12 protein-coding genes are annotated in these 18,759 nt (G+C 64.0%); 4 read left to right on the top strand and 8 right to left on the bottom strand.

Features of this window, described 5'->3' with window-relative positions; all coding sequences use genetic code 11:
* Positions 1–6: 6 nt before the first annotated feature.
* From ACXPWS_RS03060 to ACXPWS_RS03035, 6 genes are read right to left on the bottom strand one after another with little or no spacing between them, the layout of a single operon-like run.
* Entirely contained in the window at positions 7–1,698 is a 1,692-nt protein-coding gene (locus ACXPWS_RS03060; protein ID WP_458711024.1) for a virulence factor Mce family protein, read from the bottom strand.
* Positions 1,698–2,861 carry an MCE family protein gene (locus ACXPWS_RS03055; RefSeq protein ID WP_458711023.1) on the bottom strand — a complete coding sequence of 388 codons (1,164 nt, stop codon included), beginning with the start codon at positions 2,859–2,861 and terminating at the stop codon, positions 1,698–1,700. Before ACXPWS_RS03055 ends, ACXPWS_RS03060 begins: the two co-directional genes overlap by 1 nt.
* Positions 2,858–4,258: an MCE family protein gene (locus ACXPWS_RS03050; RefSeq protein WP_458711022.1), complete on the bottom strand. Its 1,401-nt coding sequence runs from the start codon at positions 4,256–4,258 to the stop codon at positions 2,858–2,860. The genes ACXPWS_RS03055 and ACXPWS_RS03050 overlap by 4 nt, the downstream gene beginning before the upstream one ends.
* Entirely contained in the window at positions 4,255–5,313 is a 1,059-nt protein-coding gene (locus tag ACXPWS_RS03045; RefSeq protein WP_458711021.1) for an MCE family protein, read from the bottom strand. The genes ACXPWS_RS03050 and ACXPWS_RS03045 overlap by 4 nt, the downstream gene beginning before the upstream one ends.
* The gene (locus ACXPWS_RS03040; protein WP_458711020.1) at positions 5,306–6,343 is read right to left on the bottom strand and encodes an MCE family protein; all 1,038 of its coding nucleotides are present in this window, start codon (positions 6,341–6,343) and stop codon (positions 5,306–5,308) included. Before ACXPWS_RS03040 ends, ACXPWS_RS03045 begins: the two co-directional genes overlap by 8 nt.
* A complete protein-coding gene (locus ACXPWS_RS03035) occupies positions 6,343–7,545 on the bottom strand; it encodes an MCE family protein (RefSeq protein WP_458711019.1) in 1,203 nt (400 codons plus the stop codon). Before ACXPWS_RS03035 ends, ACXPWS_RS03040 begins: the two co-directional genes overlap by 1 nt.
* Before the next feature lie 634 nt (positions 7,546–8,179).
* Between ACXPWS_RS03035 and car the strand changes: the two genes are divergently transcribed.
* On the top strand, positions 8,180–11,665 hold the full coding sequence (gene car, locus ACXPWS_RS03030; RefSeq protein ID WP_458711018.1) for a carboxylic acid reductase: 3,486 nt from the start codon (positions 8,180–8,182) through the stop codon (positions 11,663–11,665).
* Positions 11,666–11,674: 9 nt separating this feature from the next.
* Here the strand turns inward: car and ACXPWS_RS03025 are convergent, their stop codons facing one another.
* Positions 11,675–12,856 carry a cytochrome P450 gene (locus ACXPWS_RS03025; RefSeq protein ID WP_458711017.1) on the bottom strand — a complete coding sequence of 394 codons (1,182 nt, stop codon included), beginning with the start codon at positions 12,854–12,856 and terminating at the stop codon, positions 11,675–11,677.
* Between the two features lie 476 nt (positions 12,857–13,332).
* Between ACXPWS_RS03025 and ACXPWS_RS03020 the strand changes: the two genes are divergently transcribed.
* Positions 13,333–14,616, top strand: coding sequence for a cytochrome P450 (locus ACXPWS_RS03020; RefSeq protein WP_458713394.1), 1,284 nt, complete (start codon positions 13,333–13,335; stop codon positions 14,614–14,616).
* On the opposite strand, the gene ACXPWS_RS03015 is transcribed toward ACXPWS_RS03020, so the two are convergent.
* Complete coding sequence (locus ACXPWS_RS03015) at positions 14,591–15,121, bottom strand: nitroreductase/quinone reductase family protein (protein WP_458711016.1); 531 nt, start codon at positions 15,119–15,121, stop codon at positions 14,591–14,593. The genes ACXPWS_RS03020 and ACXPWS_RS03015 overlap by 26 nt on opposite strands.
* Before the next feature lie 87 nt (positions 15,122–15,208).
* Here ACXPWS_RS03015 and ACXPWS_RS03010 point away from each other — a divergent pair, with 87 nt between their 5' ends.
* Together ACXPWS_RS03010 and ACXPWS_RS03005 are read left to right on the top strand one after the other, a co-directional pair.
* A complete protein-coding gene (locus ACXPWS_RS03010) occupies positions 15,209–16,594 on the top strand; it encodes a wax ester/triacylglycerol synthase family O-acyltransferase (protein WP_458711015.1) in 1,386 nt (461 codons plus the stop codon).
* A 31-nt stretch (positions 16,595–16,625) separates the two neighbouring features.
* On the top strand, positions 16,626–18,758 hold the full coding sequence (locus ACXPWS_RS03005; protein ID WP_458711014.1) for an aminotransferase class III-fold pyridoxal phosphate-dependent enzyme: 2,133 nt from the start codon (positions 16,626–16,628) through the stop codon (positions 18,756–18,758).
* Position 18,759 lies beyond the last annotated feature (1 nt).

Raw genomic sequence — 18,759 nt, 5'->3', positions numbered from 1 at the left:
ACCTGCCTAAACCTGCTTTGGCGCCATCATCAAATCCACCCAGTTCTCCGCCGGTGAGAACTTGTCGGAACCGGAGGCGAACACGCCGGTGCCGCCCGACGGATCGGCGAACACCCCGGTCCTCGGATCGTAGGTGGTGCTCGCCGGAGCGCTGGCTTGGGGTTGGGGTGCTTCGGCAGGCAACGGCGCGGGTGCCTCGGGCGCAGGCGCGCCGGGCGGGGGTGGCGGGATGCGTCCGTATGGGGGCACCACCTGGTCCGGTGGCGCGTAGAAGGTGCCGGGCGGCGCGGGCGGATTGTCATTGGGCGGCACCGGCAGCGGGAACGGAGCGTTCGGCGCCGGTCCGGGCCCCGGTTGCACGCCGGGCGGTAGCTGCACCGACGGTGGGCCCGGGTCGTAATCCGCGCTGGGCGGAATCATCGGAAATTTGTTGGGCGGCAGAATGTTACGGCCGTCCTCGACCGGGGTGCCGTACGGCACCGGCGGGCCGCGCCAGGGATTGCTGCCGATCGGCACATACCCGCGCGGGTCCCGGCAGAGCTGGATCGTCGGTGCCCGCTTGCCGGGGAACTCCTGGCAGGGATAGTTGCGGGCGCCGCGTACCACGGAGGGATCGCTCTGCGCGGTCTTGCAGTACAGATCGTTGGGCAGGTCACGCAACGTGGTGTCCGCCGGTGAGCGGACCTGGGTCGCGGGCAGGAAGCCGGTCAGGCATGGCGGCGCATCGCCGAGGTCGACCTTGAAGTCGAGCTTGCCGCCCTCGTCGAACGGCAGTCCACCGCCGACCGTGTTGAGCGCCGCGATCAACGCCGGGAAGATCACCAGCGCCTGCTCGATGGCCTTGTTGTAGATGACGCCGATCCGGCCGAAGTCGGCCAGGTTCGCCGCCAGCATCGGGAACGTCGGCCGGATCCCGGCGAAGGTGGTGTTGGCTTCGGCGACCGCACCCGGCACCGTCTGCAGCACCGAACGCAGCTGCGGGTCGGCCTTGTTCACCTCGGAGGTGAACCGGGCCAGGCCATCGACGGAGGATTTGATGTCGTCGCCGGCGCGGATTTGCGCATCCAGGAACGGCCCGGCCTGGTCGATCAGCTGGGTCGTCTGCCCGTAATTGGCGTTGGCCTCGTCGATCAGCTGGCGGGAGGACTGGATGAGCCGTGACAGCTCCGGCCCGGACCCGTTGAACGCTTTGAACGTTTCCTTGAGCAATTCCTGGATGCGGCTGTCTCCGACGCTGCTGACCAGATCATCGGCCTGCTTGAGCAGCCCGGCGATGTCCTGGCCGATCGCGGTGTGCGCGACACCGATGTTCGAACCATCCCGCAGCAGCCCCTTCGCCGGAGCTTCGTCTCCGGCAGGTGGCACCAGATCGATGTATTGCTCGCCCACTGCGGACACGCTCTTGACCGTCGCGGTCACGTTCTCGGGCACATCGATGTCGGTGTTCAACCGCATATGGGCAACGACACCGTTGTCGGTGAGGCCCACGTCTTCGACCCGACCGATGGTGACGCCCCGATAGGTCACGTTGGCGTTCTTGTACAGGCCGCCGCCCGCCACGAAATTGGCGGTGATGTTGTAACTGCCGATACCCAGCGCCGACGGCACATGCAGATAGAACATCGAGATCGCGGTCACGGTCAGCACGGTGACCACCGCGAAGATCGACAGCTGAAGTCGGGTCAACCTGTCCAGCATTACGGCGTACCTCCGTGCTGGGTGGCCGTACCCGGCGGAATCTTGAACGGATCCGCGGCTTGCCCGGACAGGTTCGCCAGCGCGCCGGTCAGGAAGTCCGGCGGGTTGATGACCTCGTTCAGGTGCTTCATGTTCGGGTCGAAGAACGATGTGGTGAAGATCGATTCGCCGAACCGCCGCACGGTGAGGTCGAACGTCACGAACGTGTTCAGATAGTCACCGCGTACCGCGTTGCGCAGGTACTTGTAGTGGAACGGGAAGGTCGGCAAGAGTTCCAGATCGACGATGACGTCGTCGGCGTTGTCGTTGAACGCCTTGATCACCGGGAACAGATCTTTCATGTCGGCGGCGAAGTCGGTCTTGGTCTCCGAGAGAACGCGGGCGCCCACCGTGGCGAACTTCCGCAGCGCGCCGAACGCGTCGACGATGTTGGACCGATTGTCGTTGAGCACCTTCAGCGCGTTGGGCAAAGTGTCCAGCGTCCGGCCCAGATTGTCCTTGCTCTGGGCCAGCATCGACGCGAACCGATTCAGACCGTCGGCCGCGGAGATGATGTCGTTGGTCTGCTGGTCGAGCGACGAGGTCAGTTCCGCCAGCCGCGGCAGCAACTCGGCGAAGCTACCCGCACGCCCGGCCACCGCCGCGTACGCCTCGTCGGTGATGTCCTGCAGCGCACCGAGATTGCCCTTGTTGACCACCACGCCGAGCGAGGACAGCACCTCTTCGGTGGTCGGATAGCGGCCGATGCGCCCGAGCGGGATGTTGGAACCCTCAGCGAGCTTGCCGACACCCTTGCCCTCCGGGGCCGTCAGTTGGACGTGCTGCGAGCCCAGCAGGGAGGTCTGCGCCACGGTCGCCGTCGAGTTGGCCGGCAGCTTGACGTCACCGTCCAGTGACAACTTCACCGCGGCGAAGAAGGTGCCGTCCGGCCGCTGGACCGCTTCGATACCGGACACGCTGCCGACGGTCACATCGTCGACCATCACCGGTGAGTTCTGCGGCAGGGTCGCCACATCCGGCAGTTCGACGGTGATCGTGTAGGAGCCGCTTCCGTGCCCGGCAGTACCCGGCATGTCCAGCGAGTTCAGCCCGCCGAACTGACAGCCGGCCAGCACCAGTGTGCCGGACGCCAGGGCGGTGCCCCGCAACAAGATACGCCTCATCCGCCCGCTCCCGCAGGTGTGACAGCCGGCGGTGGTCCGGGAAGCGGTCCCGCACCCATGGGCGGCGCCGGGTGCACCGGTCCGGCCGGCGAGATCTGCCCGGTGACCGCCGGCGGCGGCAGGATCAGATCACTGAGGTTTCCATCCGGAGTGGTGGTGGGCGGAGTGACGCCGGGCGCGGGCTGCCACTGCAGGTACGGCACCGGCGTCTGCGCCTTGGCCTCGGTCGCGGGCGTGTCGTAGATGATCTGCCCCTTGTAGGCGGTGATGCTGTCGATCGGATGGAACAGCACAGGCGGGTAGTTCATCGCGATGCGCTTGAATACCGGCCCCATTCGCTGACGGCACAACTCGGCCCGTTTGTAATTGTCCGGCGAGGCGCCGACGTCGAAGGTGCCACCGCAGATGAACTGCACCGGGTTGCCGAAGTTGGGTAGTGACAACAACCCGCCGACGGTGCCCTGGGCCGGGTTGTAGATGTTGTAGAAGTTGGCCAGGCCATTCGGCGTGACGTGCAGGATCTGCTCGATGTCATCGCTGTGGTCGTTGAGGATCTGGGTGAAGTCGGCCAGCTTGCCCACCGAGTCGATCAGCGATTTGTTCGAATCGTGCAGCAGCCCTTTGATATCGCCGAGCGCCTGGTTGAGCGCACCCAACGTGGTGTCCAGATCGGCCGAACTGGCGGCCAGCACCTGGGACACCGATGCCACGTGGCCGGTGAACTGCACCAGCTGCTCATTGCTGTTGGACAGGGCGTTCACCAACACCTGCAGATTGCGCACGGTACCGAACAGGTCGGTGCGCGAGTCACCCAATCGGCCCGCGGTCTGCGACAGCTCGCGCAGCGCCGCCCGGAACGAGTCGCCGTTGCCGTCGAAGGTGTCGGCGGCCTGATTGACCGCAGCCACCAGCGGCCCCTGCAGGCCGTTCTGCTTCGGCCCCAGCTGGGCGGACAGCGCGGTGAGCTGCTCCTTGACCTCGTCCCACTCGACCGGCACGCCAGTGCGGTCCAACCCGATCTGGGCGTTGTCAGCCAGAGCGTCACCACCGGTGTACGCCGGGGTCAGCTGAATGAACCTGGCCGACACCAGGTTCGGGGCGATGATCAGCGCACGGGCATCGGCGGGAACCTTGATGCCGTCGTCGAGGGTCATGGTGATCTTGACATCCGTCGCGCGCGGCTGGACCGAGTCGATCCGGCCGACCGGTACCCCGACCACCCGGATTTCGTCACCGGGGTAGAGCCCGACCGCGGTGGTGAAGTACGCGACCACTTTCTGACCGCCACGGTTCGGCCACACCAGGTAGACACCCACAGCAAGCAGGGCCACCAGCGCCACGGCGAGGCCGCCACGCAGCCACTTTCCGCGGGTCGAATTCGAATCGGGTTGTGTCATGGCGACTTCGGCCTCACGATCAGGCGTTCGGAGATGTATCCGCGCAGCATGTCGGCGAGGCTGTCGGGCAACTTGCCCGGCTGGAAGTAGGTGTCCAGGAGCACTTCGGACATGCTTGCCGGCGGCAGGCCGTAGAGGTTGATGTTGAAGCCGGGGCCGTTGCCGACCACCTCGGCCAGCGCGGTGGCATAGCCAGGCAGCCGCTTGAGCGCCTCGCCGATGTGCTCCCGCCGTTCCAGCAAGTTGGCCATCACCGCGTTGAGGCGCCTCAGCAAGGGCTCGAATTCGCGCTTGTTGTCGGCCACGAAACCGGAAAGCTGGTGTGACACATCGTCGATACCGGCGATCAGCGAACTCAGCGCCTGTCTGCGCTCGTCCAGCGCGGCAAAGAGCAGATTGCCATCGGTGACCAGCTTGTTGACCTGATCGGCGCGTTGCGCCAGCGTGTCGGACACCCGCTTTGCGTGGCCGAGCAGTTCCTCAAGGGCCTGGTCACGCTTGTTGAGGCTGCGGCTCAGGTTCGCGACACCGTCGAGCGCACCGCGCAGCTGGGGAGTGGCGTCGTGCAGGGTATCGGTGAGGGTCTGCAGTGCCTGCTCGAACTTCGGTTTGTCCAGGGCACTGACGTTCCCGCCGAGATCCTGCAGCGCGGTGTTCAACGTGTAGGGAGTCGTGGTGCGCCCCACCGGAATCACCGTCGAATCCCCACCGCCCTTGGGTGTCACCGACAGCGACTTCTGGCCCAGCACGGTGTCGGTCTTGATGGCCACCAGCGTCTGGTTACCGACCTTGATGTTCCGGTCGACGGTGAAGCCGACTTTGGCCTGATCCCCAGCCAGCGCCACCGAGGTGACCTTGCCGACCTTGATTCCGGACACCGCGACGTCGTTACCCGGCGAGATCCCACCGGCATCGGTGAAATAGGCCTCGTAGTTGCGGCCCTGGGGCCACCACGGCAGACCGGTGTAGCCGAAGGAGATCAACACCAGGCAGGCCACCACGAAGATGCCCAGGATGCCCGTCCGCAACGGGTTGTTGCCGTCAGGTTTAGCCATCGGTTGAGCACCTCCCCTTGGTCGGGTCCGGCGGACCGCCGAACGGGATCAGGATGTCACTTCCGGCAGGACCGTTGATCTTCATCCGGATGGAGCAGTAGTAGATGTTGAAGAACGACCCGTAGGCGCCCAACGCGTTGAGGCGCAGGTAATTCTCGGCGAGCGGCTCTATCACCTTGTTCACATCGGCCTTGCGCTCGTCGAGGCGCTGCAGGAAGGGCCGGGCGTTCTCGATGACCCCTTGCAGCGGCCGCCGCGAAGCCTGCAGCATCTCGGTCAGGTCGTTCTCGGCCGACGCCAGTGGCCCGATCGCACCGGCGATGGGATCACGACCTTCGGCCAGCCCCGTGATGAGCTTCTGCAGTTCGACGACGCTGGCATTGAACTGGGTGCCCTTCTCGTCCACGGTGCCCAGCACGGTGTTCAGATTGGTGATGACGTCACCGATCAGCTGGTCCCGGTTCGCCAGGTTCTGGCTGAACGAGCTCGTGCTGGCCAGCAGGTTCTGAATGGGACCGCCCTGGCCCTGCAACATCTCGATCACCGCGTTGCTGACTTCGTTGATCTTGGTGCCGTCCAGACCCTTGAGCACCGGCTTCAGCCCACCCAGCAGCGCGTCCAAATCCAGTGCGGGCTGCGTGTTCTGGCGCGAGATGGTGGCACCCGGCGCAAGCTTGCGCAGTTCACCCGGACCCGAGGTGATCTCCAGATAGCGGTCGCCGACCAGATTCTCGTAGCGCACCACCGCCCTGGTCGAGGTGTAGAGCTGATAGCGCTTGTTCACGTCGAACGCCACGTCGACGGTGTTGTCGGGGTTGAGCTTCACCGCACTGACGGAGCCCACCGGCACACCGGAGATGCGCACGTCCTGGCCCGCCTTCAGGCGGGAGGCCTCGGCGAAGTTGGCGTGGTATGAACTGCTGGACGCGAACCGGAACTGGCCGAAGACCACCACCAGGCCCGCGGCGACCAGGACCATCGCCACCGTGAACACGATGACGTTGATCAGCGTCCGTCTCTGGCTCTGCATCAGAAGTCATCCCGCTCGGCGTAGGCACCGTTGAACAGGAACTGCAGCGTCGACGGGGCGTTGAACGCTACTTCGGTGTTGGGCTGGTACGGCACGTAGGCGTTGTCGGTCACCAGGAACGGGGAGTGGTACCAACTGCCACCGAATTGCTTGCTCGGCACATCGGGCAGACCACGGCAGTTCGGACCACCGGACGCGTTCACCATCGGCAGGCTCTCCGGGAATGTGTAAGCGGGCGCGCCCGGCAGGAAGTTCGCCGCCACGAACAAACCCGGGCGGATACCACCGATGACGGGTGCGAAGGTGTCGTTGGCTTTTCTGACGCCCTTGAACAGACACCCGAATTCGGGCGAATAATCGGCGGCCACCTTGGCCAGGGCCCGCAACCGCTTGATCGCCGCGATGTAGTCGTCGGCAGCCGGCGCCAGCGTCGCGGTGCCGTTCTCGGCGAATCCGGTGGCGGCCAGCAGCGCGGCGTTCAGGTTGTCCTGTTCGTCGACGATCGTCTTGGACAGCTTGGGCGCGTTGTCCAGGACGGTGGCCAGATCGGCGCCGGCGTCGCCGTAGACGTTGGCGACCACGCCGGCCTTGGCGATATCGGACTGCAGCGTAGGCAACTTCGGGTTGAGCTGCGCCAGATAGGAGTTCAGTCCGGCCATGGTGGCGCCCAAGTCGTCACCATGGCCACGCAAGCCCTCACCCAACGCGGTCAGCGTGGCGTTCAGGTTGATCGGGTCGATCTTGTGCAGAAGATCGGTGAGGGTTTGGAACAGCGTGTTGACTTCCAACTGCACGCTGCTGGCTTCGATGTTCACGCCCGGCTGCAGCGCCGCCTTCTTCGGATCCTCGGGCGGTAGGAACTCGACCGATTTGGCGCCGAAAACCGTTGTGCCGCCGATCTTCACCACGGCATTGGCCGGGATGAAACGCATCTGGTTGCGGTCGATGTCCAGCGTCAGCTTGGCCTGGTCACCGGCATAGGCGATCCGGGTGACCTTACCGATCTGGATGCCACGGTATTTGACCTTGGCATCGGTTTCCATCACCAGGCCGGCGCGCGGCGAGGTCACCGTGACGGTGTCGGTCTGGGTGAAGGCCGCCGTATAGGACAGGTAGGTGAACACCACCGCGGCGACAACAATCGCAGCGAGGATCGCGGCCGCGATCCTCACATGACTGCGCTTCGCGTCACCGTTTGCCATGAACGTCCTTGCGTACTTCGGGGTCCAGTCGGGTTCGGAGAAGATTCAAGGTATCGGACGCAAACGGCTCGCTGCTCGAGATGGCCGAACTGTGTACTGGTTGTGTCACGGAACGAGCATCCCGGCGGACCGTACCCCATGACACGCCCTCGCGTGTCCGCCACGTCCCGGGCCGTGACTGCGGCGCACCGGCCCGCGGGCGGCGCCGGCAGCGGCCGGGCAGACGACATTGGTGAACAAACCCCGTTGGTTGGCTTTCACGCGCCCCCTTTGCCCGCCCACGCAGTCCTCATGTCGCCGACAGCATACTAACTAGAACGTGTTCACCGTAACAATTCCGGCAACTGCCCCGAGTTTTACGAGAAAGCCCAGGTGATGTCCGCGCGTTCAGCGATGAAATTGGAACGCGTTCTCGTTCGATGAAACGCGGCGCTCCGTGGGTGGCGCCACGGCGCCGGAGCGCTCTGCGTACTCGCCGCTCCGCATCCGCGATGTCGTTCAGCAAACGGCGAGGTGAGCGAGCCGAGGAGTTGCGCAGCATTGACAATATGCGCGTACAGCGGGCACGCTGCTTACCGCCCCTGGCGATTTCCATGACTCAGCAGCATGCGATCCCGAAAAGGCAGAGCCCCCGATGACGGACAACAAGACGATGGGCGTCGCCGACCTCGAGCGAATCACGGCCAAACTGGTCGGATTGCTGGGGTCCGACCCACAGTTCGCCTCCGCCATGCCCGTCTCCGCGATCGCCGACGCAGTGAAAGCGCCCGGGATGCGCATCGCACAGATGGTCGCCGCAGTCATGGAGGGCTATGCAGATCGGCCGGCCCTCGGACAGCGCGCCCACAGACTCGTCTCGGGCAGCGACGGGCGAATACATCAAGAGCTCCTCGACCATTTCGACACCATCACCTACAGCGAGTTGTGGCATCGGGTCGGAGCCGTCGCCAGCGCCTGGCGACACGAGGTCACCGGGGTCAGCGCCGGCGACTTCGTGTGCACGGTCGGATCAGCCGGTGTCGACTACACCGTGGTGGATCTGGCGTGTATCCGGATGGGCGCGGTCGCCGTACCGCTGCCTGCAACCGCCGCCGCTGCCGATCTTTCGGCGATGTTCGACGAGGTCGAGCCCGTCGTCGTGTGTGCCGGGATCGATGCTCTCGAGCTAGCGGTGCAGGCTCTGCAGATCTGCGCGCATACCCCGGCACAGCTGGTCGTCTTCGACTACCTGCCGGAAGTCGATGCGCAGCGTGAAGTGTTCGAGACGACGATCAGCACACTTCGACAGCACAAGGCGGTCGGCGTCGTCACGCTGCCCTCGCTGGTCGAACGTGGTGTCCACCACCCCGCGGTTTCGCCTCACGTCGACGAACACGACGAAAACCCCATGGTGGCACTCCTTTACACCTCCGGAAGCACCGGCTCCCCGAAGGCCGCCATCTGCACCGAGCGCATGTGCGCGATGGCGTGGATATCGGCGTCACTGGCCCCGGCGATCGGGCTCACGTATATGCCGATGAGCCATTTCTACGGGCGAGGTTTTCTCTACACGACTTTGTCCGGCGGCGGCACCAATTACTTTGTCGCCCGAGCTGACCTGTCGACGCTGTTCGATGATCTCTCGTTGATCCGTCCGACCTCGCTGCCACTGGTCCCCCGAGTCTGCGAAATGATCGCCCACCGCTACCACGGCGAAGTCGAGCATCGCATCGCCGATGGCATGGACCGACCGACCGCCGAGAATGACGCAAAAGAGTTCGTCCGCAACGAATTGCTCGGGGGCCGTTACCTATGGGCCAGCTGCGCCAGTGCGCCGTTGTCCGCTGCGATGCACGAATTGATGGAAGACCTCCTCGATGCTCCGCTCGTCATCAGCTACGGCGCGACCGAGGTCGTCGGGATCACCATCGACGGCGCGGTCTCACGGCCGCCGGTCATCGACTACAAGCTGATCGACGTTCCCGAGCTCGGATACTTCAGCACCGACAAGCCCTTCCCCCGTGGCGAATTGCTGGTGAAAACCCAGAATGCGATGGCCGGGTATTACAAGCGGCCGGAACTGACGGCACAGTCGTTCGACGATGACGGTTACTACCGCACCGGCGACATCATGGCCGAGATCGCCCCTGACCGGCTGAAGTATGTCGATCGCCGCAACAACGTCCTCAAACTGTCCCAAGGCGAGTTCGTAGCGGTGTCCCAATTGGAGGCCTCGTTCAGCAGTCACCCGGACATTCAGCAGATCTTCATCTACGGCAACAGTGAGCAATCCTTCCTGCTCGCCGTCGTCGTGCCTGATCCGGAGCTTCCGTCAGCCGATATTCGAGTACGGATACGCGCGGCGCTGCAAGCGATAGGTCGTGACCAACGGTTGAACGCCTGGGAGATACCACGGGATTTCCTCATCGAAGCGCAGCCGTTCACCGCCGCGAACGGTCTGCTGACGACATCGAACAAACTGGCGCGCCCGAAACTACGGGTGGCATACGGCGCCCGGCTGGAGCGGCTCTACACAGATTTGTCGGCCCGAGCCGACGAAGCGCTTCGTGAACTGCGTTCCGGCAAATCCGATCGGACGATCCTGGAGACGGTCAGGCAAGCAGTCCAGATCACGCTGGACTTGCCGTCCGCCGATGTGGTCGCGGACATCAGATTTGTCGAATTGGGCGGCGATTCCCTGTCCGCACTGTCCCTTTCAGCTCTGCTGCGAGACGTCTTCGACGTCGACGTTCCCGTTGCCGAGATCATCGACCCCACCACCACCCTGTCTTGCCTGGCGGAGCGCATCGAAAATCGAGTGGACCGGCAGACGAGCACTGCGACATTCGAATCGGTGCACGCCACAGATACCGGGCGGATTTTCACCGGTGAACTGACATTGGACCGGTTCATCGATCCGGACACCCTTTCACCGGCCGCCGGCGCACACACTGTGGTGGATGAGCCTCACACGGTTCTGATCACCGGAGTCAACGGCTTTCTGGGCCGTTTCCAATGCCTGGCATGGATGGAACGCTTGGCTGCGGCCGGCGGTACCGTGATCGGCATCGCCCGGGGGACTTCCGACGCGGAGGCCCGTCGCCGGGTCATGGACGCTGTCGGCACCGATCCCGAGCTCGCCGAGCGATTCGCCGAGTTGGCCCGTGATCACCTCGAAGTTATCGCCGGCGATCTCGGGGTGGAGCGACTAGGCCTGTCGAAGCACAACTGGGACCGCCTCGCCGACGACGTGGACGCCGTCGTGCACACCGGCGCCCTGGTCAACCACATGCTTCCCTACCGTGAACTGTTCGGGCCGAACGTCTTCGGTACCGCCGAAGTTGTTCGACTGGCGCTGACGCGCCGACTCAAGCCGCTGACCTTCGTGTCGACCGTGGCTGCGGCGATCGGCGCCGACGGACAGCTGGTGGACGAGGAAACCGACATCCGGGCGGTGAGCGAACACCACGTCCTCGACCACTCCTATGCGAACGGCTATGCCGTGAGCAAATGGGCAGGTGAGGTCCTCTGCCGCGAGGCGCACGAGCGGTTCGGCCTGCCGGTTTCGGTATTCCGATGCAATATGCTGCTGCCGCACAGCGTTTTTGCGGGGCAGATCAATGCACCCGACGTCATCAGCCGGCTCATGGCCAGCATTCTGAGCACCGGACTCGCGCCCGTATCGTTCTACGTCGGCGACGCGTCGTCAGCACATTTCGACGGATTGCCCGTCGATTTCGTCGCCGAGGCCACCACGCACATTCCCGCCACGACGGGCTTCCACACCTACAACGTAGTGAATCCCCATCAGGACTCGGTGTCACTGGACAGCTTCATCACCTGGCTTGCCGAGTCGGGATGTCAGATTCATCGCATCTCCGATTACGCGGACTGGTTCACCCGTCTGCACACGAGTCTTCGGGGGTTACCGGAACGGCTGCGCCCGCACACCTTGCTCAGCCTGCCTGCCGCCCTGACCGCGCCCGCCCTGGCTGTCACCGGATCGGCGTTCACCGCCGACCGTTTCCGTGCGGCGGTTCGCGACCACAACGTGGCAGGCGGTGCGATCCCACAGGTGTCCAGGGAGCTGATCCTCAAATACCCTGCGGACCTCTCCGAACTGGGCGTGATCGAGGCGTGAGTCCGCGGATCACCAGGTAACGGGCAACTCGAAGAAGCCGCCGGTCAGACTGTCGGCCCGCATCGACAACTCGGACACGTCCTTATCGAGGCGCAGGGTCGGCAGTCGCGTGAGCAGCTGAGTCAACACCTCGGTGATCTGCAGCCGTGCGAGCGGTGCGCCGACGCAGTAGCGCGCACCGTACCCGAACGTCACATGAGCTGCGGTGGACCGCTCGACGTCAAGCCGATCTGGACTGTCGAAGACCGCGGGATCATGATTCGCTGCACCGACGTCGAGCAAAAGCAGGTCGCCGGCGGCTATCTCGACTCCGGCCAGCTCGAAATCCTCCCGCGCGTAACGCGGGATCTCGCCACCGCCGGTCCGGGAAGCGCGCAGCGTCTCCTCCACCGCGTTGGGCACCAGATCAGGCTGTCCGACCAGGGCTTCCCATTGATCCCGGTTCGTCAACAACAGCAGAGTCGCCAAGCTCAGCTGAACCACCGTGGTCTCATGGCCGCCCAGCAACAGCGCCATTGACTGCGAGGCGATCTCGTGATCGGCGACATCGTCGATCGCACATAGCCGCGAGATGACATCATCGGCAGGCTCGCGTCGCTTTCGGTCCACGAGCTGCAATCCGTACATGAACAACTGGCCAATTCCCGACTCGGACAGTGCGTTGTCTTTGGTGTTGGTCGCGGCCGACGTCCACTCACGGAACAGTTCTCGGTCCTCGTGCGGGACGCCGAGCAACTCACAGAGCACCACCATGGGCAGCGGAAGCGCAACGGAGGCATAGAGATCGGCGGGAGGGCCCTGCTCGATCATCGAATCGAGCAGTGCAGTCGTGTGTTCGCGCACCCGGCCTGCGAGAGACCGCATCTGCTTGGGCGAGAAGTGCGGCTGCATCAGACGCCTGCCACGCGCGTGGTCGGCAGATTCGGTTGCGAAGTCGCCGATAGGTCCGCCGAAGAATGCGGATTTTCCTGTGCGCGAGGCGATCTCCGGCTGCGCGTGAGCGCGTCCGACGCGGTCGTCGTCGAAGAGCAGTCGGACCGCCGCGTGGCTGGTCACCAACCACGCCGGATCTCCGACTGCGGTCCGGACCGGATGGACGGCGCCGGCCCGTTGCAACCGCCGATGTTCGGGCGACGGGGCGAACAATCCGTCGCGCGGAAACGGAAGCTGCGGCGGCTCAGGTGTAGTCATCGATTCCCCAGATTATGGCTACGCTGTCTAGTCGGATTTCATCACCAGGATATGCGCGGGAACGGCGCCCGCACAGGCGATCGACCAAAGGCGAAAGACGGAGTTGATCGCCAGACATTCCCTTTCAGCCGCATTGGCACAGTTGAGAACTACTGGGGAAGGCCAGCCGGCCGCGTTGACGGCATTCAGTGCGTCGCCACCCCGAAATTCGACAATCCGTGCGGCCCGCACCCATACCCCTTGGCAAAGAACGGTAACACGTTCTAGTATGCCCGTATTGTCTTCGGCGCAGACTCTCGCGTGCCGACGGCCTCGGGGAACAATCAGCGCACCACACCCAGGGGGGGGTTGGACAGGTGTTCGAAGCAGCGATTTCGCGTCCCGAACCGAACACGAACTACGTCGGACCCGCACGACTGCGTGCGGCGCGCACGCTGTCCAGGGCGATCCCTCGACTGGGCGACACGATCGGGCTGATGATGGACCCGACCCTGTACCTGTACGAGAAGTATCTTCAACACGGTCCGGTGTTCACACTCAAGATGCCGTACCTGACATACACCGTCATTGCAGGTACCGAGGCGGCCAACTTCATGAGCAGCAAACAAGGCCGGGAATGCCTCACCGTCGGAAGTTCGTGGCGCTTCGTCGAGGAAGAGTTCGGCGGCAAGGATTCACTGGTCGCCGTCGATGGTGACCCACACAAGCAGTGGCGCACGCTGCTGCAGCGCGGCTACTCGCGCGAGGCGATGAGTGGCCGCTATGCCGAGGCCGTCGAAGTCATCGACGCCGCCGTCGACAAGAACTGGCTCCCGGGCAACGTGGTGCCGGTTCTTCCCGCCATGCAGAAGCTCTCGATCGCCCAAGTCGGCACGTTCGTCGGCGGCGTTCGGCCGACGGACGCAGAGATCGACGACATCGCGCTGGTCACTCGCGAGATACTCAAGATCGCCCCGGTGCAACATATTCCGAAGACGATGCTGCGGCTGCCGCGGTATGTCAATGCACGGTCGAGAGTGAATAAAGTCGCGGAGTCGGCGATCGCCCTGGCACGCCGATCACGAGACGCCGGCGGGACCGACCGATCCATACTCCTGCGCGACATCCTGGAGGCATCCGGTGGCGAATCCGGCACCGCCAGCCAGCGCAACATGTTGTTCCACTGCGTTCTCCCATACTTCGCCGGAGTCGAGACAACTTCCGCCAGTGCGACTTTCGCGCTGTACCTGATCCTCAAGCACCCGGACGTGTTAAGACGCATCCAAACCGAGGTCGATGGCCTTTTCAGCGAGCCGATCCTCAACAACGAAACACTGTTCAAGTCCACCCCCGTCCTACATGGCGCGGTTACCGAGGCGATGCGCCTGCATCCGATCGCATCGTTCCTGATCCGGGTGGCCGCACGCGATTTCGAGTTCCAGGGTCACCCTGTCCGGCGTGGCGAACACGTGTTCATCGGCACCACCGTCCCGCATTTCCTCGGTGAACATTACCCGGATCCCATGAGGTTCGACGTCGACAGACACGGCTCGTCCGCGATACCCAACCGCACACCAGGTGCGTACTCACCGTTCGGTCGCGGGCCGCACATGTGTATCGGCAAGGGCCTGGCGGAGACACTGATGCAGCTGACGCTAGCCCGCATCATTCATCGCTGCGAGCTGGAGTTGGCGGATTCGTCGTATCGACTTACCAATCGGATGTCGTCGAGCTCGCCGTCACCCAAGTTCGCCGTCAAGGTCGTCGGTGCGCGTCGGTGAGCACAGGATCCAGTCTGAAGACTCGCGGCTGCCGCCCCGATTTGCGCTCGCAGTTCGCCTGGTACGGCGATCCCCGCAGAATCTGCGTCCATACAAAGTCACGAGCATCGTCGAGCAGCAGGGTTGCCCGACAATCGAATTCGTCACCGCCGATGTTGACGCGGCATTCTGGCCTCTTGATCAGCCACGCCGACCACAGCGGATGGTTGGGCCGCGACCAGTTGGTGCCCACGATGTACCGCTGCTGGTCGATCGCGATGTACTGCAGCGGAACGACGACAATCGCACCACGCGGATTCGAGACCATGAGCGTCAACGCCGGAATCCGGGACACCGCGGTCACCGTCCAGCGTCCACGGGTGAACCTGAACAGGGCGCGGTCGGCGGCCACCGATGCTCGCCGGATCGGGGCCGCCCGGTCGTGGTGTCCGACGGCCAGCACGGCACGACGGATGAGGCCGACGATCCCGCCGCGTTCCGGTGATGCCGCAGCCGGTGAGTCCATTTGCACTCCAACCTTTCTCAAGCTCGCCATCGTGGTCATGACGATAGCGTTCGACGGTGCCGTAGATCCAAAGATAGGGGCTTGCGAATGGAGCAGCTGACCGGATACGACGCGAGCTTCCTCTATCTCGAGACCCCGACCCACTATCACCAAGGATGTGGCGTACTGATCCTGGACACCTCGACGATGCCCGGCGGGTACAGCTTCGCCGCGGTCCGGAACTGGTTGGCCGAGCGTATCCGGGAGATACCGACTTACACCGAGATCGCCTTCGATCCTTGGTACAACCTAGGACACCCGTTCTGGGTCAAAGACCCGTCGTTCGATCTGGACCGTCACCTGAGCCGTGTCGTCATCCCGTCTCCGGGAACCGTCGATGAACTCGTCCTGGCATGTTCAGAAATCGCCTCGATTCCGCTGGATCAGCGGTACCCGTTGTGGACCATCACCGTCTTCGAGGGCTTGGCGGATGGCAATGTCGCAGTGCTCATCAAGCGGCACAACGCCAGTTTGGACGGTGTCCGCGGCAACTCGCAGCTCGGACAGCTGTGTGGAACCGAAGCGACCCGGTATGCCGTGGTACGAGACGCGGGAGCCGCCCGGCCGGCGGCAATCGCGATCGGCGGCTTGCGCACTCTGGCCCGCAAGCCGGTCAATCTGGGCAGGTTGGTCCTCGAGGCATTGCGGGCTCGTCGCCGTCGCGATGTTCCCGAACTACCACCCGGCGTCCCCGAGCCGATGTCGGCGCCCAGGACGTCCTTCAACACCACCCTGACATCGAATCGGAACCTGGCTTGGGCCAGCCTGCCGATGAGCGACGTCCTTGCAGCCAAAAACCGCCTCGACATGAAACTCAATGATGTGATGCTGGCGCTGACGGCAACCGTCATGCGGCGATACCTGATCGCTCGAGACGAGTTGCCCGACCGTCCGTTGCAGGCCTTCGTGCCCGTGTCTGTGCACGACAAACCGGGACAGCACGGGAGGAATCGGACCACCGGCCTGTTGACGAGCCTGCAGACACTGACCGAAGATCCGCTGCGACGAGCCGGTGAGATCGCGGCCATCACCGATGCGGCCAAGCAGCATGCGGAGGCGCTGGGGCCAGGGCGCATTCACGATTGGTTCGACTTCAGCGCCCGCTATTGGAACGTGCCGTTCCGGTGGTATTCGCGGCTCAGGCTGGCTGACCGTCACCGCGTCATGCAGAACCTGGTGCTTTCCAACATCGGCGGCCGCCACCACGATCTGTTCTTCGCGGGTGCACGGGTCGCCGAGTTCTATCCCTTCGGTGCCCCGTTCGACGGCGGCGCACTGTTCCTGACCATCGCTTCACACGAAGACCGGCTGAACATCGGATTGATCGCGTGCCCGGAGCTGGTACCTGCGCTGGGCGATCTCGCCGCCGAATATCCGGTTGCACTGGCCGAACTGGTGGCCGCACTCGACGTCGCAGCCGCAGCCAACGACTGACTGATCCGCAGGAACAGTCAAGGAGAAGCCGATGCCCACGGAACGGTATTGCCCCACCACCGCATCCACCATCGACATTTTGATCGACCTCAATCGGAACAAGCGTCCGAACATCCTGGTATCCGGCTTGGCGATCACCGCTGAAAGCGCCCAGGTGGGGTATCTGCTCGACCAGATTCTGCCCGGCCGCGGCGATCACGTCACCTATTACGCGAACTCGCTGGAGGAGGCGCTCTCCGGTGCGATCCGGCTGATCCGGCACACCAGCAAGATCGACGCGGATGGTGATCCACACAGCTGGATTCTGGTGGTTGACCCGTCCCGACGGCTGCGCCGGTACTTCGATCCCCTCGATGAAGCCGGGCACGCAGGACTGGTCCGGCATCTGCACTTCGTGACCTCACCTTCGGACGGGTTACAGGCACTCGACAGGCGTAAGTGGTCGGCGCTGATCACACTGGACGCAGACGAGAACACCGGTGAACTGCTGACCGCGGCCCATCGCCGAGGGGTACTCCGGGTGGTGGCCGAGAGCCGCCCGCTACCCGCCGCCGCGGAGTGGCCGGGCCGAATCGTCGAGGGCGACGTATATGTGTTGGGCGAGAATATGACCGACTTCCAGGTGCCGTTCGGGTGCTATTCGATGTCGCCCGCGTCCTACCGGGTGTGGGATAACCCGCTGGACGCCATGGCACAGACGTCGACATTCGCCGCCAATGCCAGCTCACTGACGCTGGTGATCGCTACGCTGCGCAGCAACGGCTATCTCACCGCCGGGCACGAGGACGTGCTGGCTCAGATCGACGCGTCCCGGCGGGTGCGCAATGACAACTTCCGCCGGTTCTCCAATCCGTCCGCAGCGGACTTGATGGAAGCGTTCGGATTGGACTTCGACTTCGCCGGGGCAGAGGGTGCGGAGATCACCCTCCGGGATGGCACCACCCTCCTCGACTGCGCGTTGGGAAACGGAGCCAACCTTCGCGGACACAATCCGCCTGACCTTGCCGGTGAACTGACCGCACACGACGACGGTGTGGATTACACCAGCCTGCTCGCCGGGTTGCTGTTCGAACTCAGCGGTTTCGAGGTGACCATTCCCGCTGTCAGCGGGGCCACCAGCGTGGAAAACGCGCTGTATCTGGCCAGAATGGCGCTGCCGCATCGCCCTCGGATCGTCACCTTCCGCGGCAATTTCTCCGGCAAGACCGCAGCGACCCTGAATGTCAGTCGCTACGGACCGCAACGGTCGGCAAGTATCGACGGAGCCTTCGAACCCTATTACCCAGACGTCGTGTTCATCGATCCGTTCGGAGCGGGCGCAGCTGAGGAGCTCAGCGCTGCTCTCAACGACCCAGAGGTCGGCCTCGTCTGGTGTGAATTGATCCAAGGCATGTCGTGCCAGGGCATCCCCACAGAACTTCTGAACATCATCGCGGAGGGCAAGCACGGCGGCGGGTTTCTCGTCGGTATCGACGAGGTACTGACCGGCATCTGGCGCAGCTCAGACACCTTTCTGCTTCAGCAGTCCTGGCTGCCTCACCTGGCGGACATCGTGTCGATAGCGAAACCACTGTCCGACATGATGATTCCGATGGCGGCCACGCTCACCACCCCGGAAGTACTCGACGCGTGCCGGCGTACGAACGCCGAGGCCGTCAGCGAATTACAGGGCCGTTATCGAAACAACCTGGGTTCACACGTGGCGTGGCATGCGCTTCGGCGGGTGAACAACGCCGAGGCGCAGCACCGTCGACGCACGGAGCAAACGGCACTCAAGGAAGGGCTCGACCGGATCGCGGCGCGCTCACCACTGTACGAATCCGTACAAGGCCACGGAACACACCTGCGATTGATCGCCAACTCACGGTACTTCCCGTTCAAGGAGAACGGCGTCATGGGCGAACTGCTCGGACAGGCATTCGAGGATCTCATTCTTCGACGGTGCCGGGTGATCCTGGGCCGAGGCCGGTTCTTTCCCCCGCTGTTCCCGCCAAGCGGGACACTCGCGCAAGCCGTCTACCGCTTGGAAACGGGTCTGGACGGCGTGACGGCGGCGACTGTCTACGCCACACTGGTGCGCAACGTCGCCGGGCTGGCCGCGTTCGCCGCCAAAAGACAGTTTCAGCGACTGCTTCTCATCGCGACCAGGGACCGAACGAGGTGAC

This window comes from Mycobacterium sp. BMJ-28, assembly GCF_054404835.1.
The sequence above is the reverse complement of the archived record's forward strand: the minus strand, read 5'-3'. Positions and strand labels throughout refer to the sequence as shown.

Excerpts from the sequence above, each read along its gene's own strand:
- ACXPWS_RS03060 (WP_458711024.1), bottom strand. The coding sequence starts at position 1,698 with ATGCTGGACAGGTTGACCCGACTTCAGCTGTCGATCTTCGCGGTGGTC.
- ACXPWS_RS03055 (WP_458711023.1), bottom strand. The coding sequence starts at position 2,861 with ATGAGGCGTATCTTGTTGCGGGGCACCGCCCTGGCGTCCGGCACACTG.
- ACXPWS_RS03050 (WP_458711022.1), bottom strand. The coding sequence starts at position 4,258 with ATGACACAACCCGATTCGAATTCGACCCGCGGAAAGTGGCTGCGTGGC.
- ACXPWS_RS03045 (WP_458711021.1), bottom strand. The coding sequence starts at position 5,313 with ATGGCTAAACCTGACGGCAACAACCCGTTGCGGACGGGCATCCTGGGC.
- ACXPWS_RS03040 (WP_458711020.1), bottom strand. The coding sequence starts at position 6,343 with ATGCAGAGCCAGAGACGGACGCTGATCAACGTCATCGTGTTCACGGTG.
- ACXPWS_RS03035 (WP_458711019.1), bottom strand. The coding sequence starts at position 7,545 with ATGGCAAACGGTGACGCGAAGCGCAGTCATGTGAGGATCGCGGCCGCG.
- car (WP_458711018.1), top strand. The coding sequence starts at position 8,180 with ATGACGGACAACAAGACGATGGGCGTCGCCGACCTCGAGCGAATCACG.
- ACXPWS_RS03025 (WP_458711017.1), bottom strand. The coding sequence starts at position 12,856 with ATGACTACACCTGAGCCGCCGCAGCTTCCGTTTCCGCGCGACGGATTG.
- ACXPWS_RS03020 (WP_458713394.1), top strand. The coding sequence starts at position 13,333 with ATGATGGACCCGACCCTGTACCTGTACGAGAAGTATCTTCAACACGGT.
- ACXPWS_RS03015 (WP_458711016.1), bottom strand. The coding sequence starts at position 15,121 with ATGGACTCACCGGCTGCGGCATCACCGGAACGCGGCGGGATCGTCGGC.
- ACXPWS_RS03010 (WP_458711015.1), top strand. The coding sequence starts at position 15,209 with ATGGAGCAGCTGACCGGATACGACGCGAGCTTCCTCTATCTCGAGACC.
- ACXPWS_RS03005 (WP_458711014.1), top strand. The coding sequence starts at position 16,626 with ATGCCCACGGAACGGTATTGCCCCACCACCGCATCCACCATCGACATT.